Origin of the sequence: Segatella copri, from assembly GCF_026015295.1 — a bacterium.
Lineage (GTDB): Bacteria > Bacteroidota > Bacteroidia > Bacteroidales > Bacteroidaceae > Prevotella > Prevotella copri_C.
In genome coordinates this window covers 1-2,857 of sequence record NZ_JAPDUW010000005.1, presented here as the reverse complement: position 1 = coordinate 2,857, position 2,857 = coordinate 1, and the positions used below count along the sequence as shown (strand labels likewise).

Genomic DNA, 2,857 nt, shown 5'->3' with positions numbered 1-2,857 from the left:
GGTACAGGCGTAAATGCACAAAAAAGGTGTGTTGCTATTCATCATTTGGACACACCGTGGGTGCGACATGAAGTCGCATAGATAATTGTTGGAATGATACTTTAAGTATCAGTTTTAACCCGCTGTTCCGTCAGCGGTAGCCTACCGACCGATGCACCTTAATGTTGTATTAAGCGGTCGGGACAAAGTACACTTTCACAAGACAAGACAGAACCGTGAGGGGAAGTCAAGTATGGTTAGTATCATACCGTAGAGTGGCGAGGCTGGATAGTATGGTTAGCGTAAGCGAACTGTTAGTAAACTTCGTAATGTCGTAAAAGAGTGCAAGATACTGATACACTCTACCCAAAATGGGATGCGGTCAGATAATCCTCTCCATGGTAGGATTACACGGATGTAAAGACCGTCGGAGGATGAGACAGAACCTAACCTATCCGTTAGTTATCTATGTGGAACATGGTAAGCCTGTACATCTCCTGTCAGACAAAAGACAGGTAAGCTGAAAGTAATGGATGCTGAATGATGTGCAGGTATAAGATAACAGAGAAAGCGAATGCCGTTCTGTAATGGGACGGATAGGGTTTGAGCCACTTATCACGAGTTGACAAGGGACAACATCAACCTACCACGAAAGTGGGCAGACTTCTGTGGTAATGTTTGGGAGGCAAATACCCAACATTAGCCAAATGGTAATTCTTTACAATAAACTTTTAGAACTTTTTAAAGTAGGAATGCAAATGAACGATAAAATCAAAGAAAATCTCCTCGACCAATCGTGTGCGCCGACTGACAACCTGCAATCAAATTGGGACAGAATAGACTGGACTAAGGCGGAGCAAGCTGTTAAGAAGCTTCAAGCTCGTATTGTAAAGGCTCAGAAGGAAGGCAGACATAACAAGGTGAAAGCCTTGCAATGGACGCTTACCCACTCTTTTTACGCAAAAGCCTTAGCCGTAAAGAGGGTTACTTCTAACGGGGGTGGTTGTACTCCTGGGGTTGACAAAGAAATATGGGATACCCCTAAAGCTAAAATGCAAGCAATAACCCAACTCAAACGCAGAGGCTACCAGCCAATGCCGCTGAGAAGAGTTCATATCAAGAAGAGCAACGGCAAACTGCGACCGTTGGGAATACCGACAATGAAAGACAGAGCCATGCAAGCACTCTATCTTATGGCATTGGAGCCTGTATCAGAAACTACAGCTGATACTCGTTCATACGGTTTCCGCAAGGAACGCTGCTGTATGGATGCAATACAGCAATGTCATAACATTCTCCGAAAGGGATATTCTCCCGAATGGATTTTGGAGGGTGACATAAAAGGGTGTTTTGACCATATCAGCCATGAGTGGTTACTTGCCAATATCCCAATGGATAAGGCAATACTCCGAAAATGGTTGAAATGTGGCTATGTTTTCAACAAGCAAATGTTCCCGACCGAGGAAGGAACACCGCAAGGTGGTATAATTTCTCCGACACTTGCCAATATGACTTTGGACGGATTGCAGAAAGCTCTTGCAGATAGATATAAGCGCCATCATGTTAATGGTAAGTTGTATTCACCAATGGTGAACCTTGTACGTTATGCGGATGATTTTATCATCACTTGCGAGAACAAGGAAACTCTTGAAAATGAAATCAAGCCATTGGTTGCTGAATTTATGTCTGAAAGAGGTCTGACCTTATCAGAGGAAAAGACGGTGATAACCAACGTGCATGACGGTTTTGATTTTCTTGGCTTTAATATCCGCAAATACGGCAAGGACATATTGACCAAGCCGACAAAGAAATCCGAGAAACGCTTTATGGAGAATATCCGTAAGGTAATTAAGGAGAACAAGGGTTGCAGACAGGAGTCGTTAATCAGAATGTTGAACTCTAAAATCCGAGGATGGGGAGGTTATTATCAGCATGGAGCGACACGTGATTCATTTCACAGAATCGACCATCAGATATTCCTCTCACTATGGCAATGGGCAAAACGTCGTCATTCCAAGAAAGGGAAACGGTGGATAAAAGACCGATATTGGCATGACATTCGAGGGAACAAATGGACTTTCGCTTCAAAATTCAAGAAACCAAACGGAAAGGAAGACCAATTGACATTATTGTCTCTGACTTCATCGTTTCCATTCCTGCAATACACGCAGATTAAAGGAGACATGAACCCGTTTGATGCAGACTGTCGTCTGTACTTCTATAAAAGAAAGAAGTCGAAAATGCTTGTTACGCTAAAAGGACGCAAGTCACTGCTGTACCTATGGGAAAAGCAAGGACGCAAATGTCCTATATGCGGTGAGCCTATTGATACGCACAAGGCATGGAATGTCATGCCAACCGTTCAAAACGGAAAGAAATGCAATCTGTTGGTTCATGATGAATGTTTTAAATTATCCCGCAAATCAAATGGAAACAAGAAGTAGTTTGAGCCGGTCTCTGCATACAAACAGAGGCTTAGAAAAGCTTGAGCCGTATGAGGGGAAACTCTCATGTACGGTTCTTAGGGGGGAAGAGGGCAGCAATGCCCTTGACCTACCCGATCGACCGTCAGACTTGGCACAGCGTGACGGTCGAGGTGTGCGTGCCGGCAACGAGATTGCCAAGCTGTATGCCGACAACAAGGTGGATGTCATCATCTATGCGGTGGAAAAGTCGCTTGACTCGTACAAGTTCAACCTCCTGCACTGCAAGCAGACTTTTATCTCGCAGTTGAAAAGCGGAGCCTTGGGGGCGAGAACCATTGACGAGGGAACGATGGACGAGAAATCGGGCATGAATTTTTCAGAGTATATGGCTATTCTCTCCGGAAATACCGATTTGCTTGACAAGGCGAAGCTGGAAAAGAAGATAGCCTCCT

General features: G+C 44.3%; 1 protein-coding gene and 1 pseudogene. Both read left to right on the top strand.

All coding sequences use genetic code 11. The features are described from left to right. Positions 1-737 precede the first annotated feature (737 nt). A complete protein-coding gene (ltrA, locus tag ONT18_RS17245) occupies positions 738-2,423 on the top strand; it encodes a group II intron reverse transcriptase/maturase (RefSeq protein ID WP_049702337.1) in 1,686 nt (561 codons plus the stop codon). After that, positions 2,407-2,857 (top strand): annotated as a pseudogene (locus ONT18_RS17240) (DNA methylase); the annotation flags it as partial. The gene ltrA and the pseudogene ONT18_RS17240, both read left to right, overlap by 17 nt.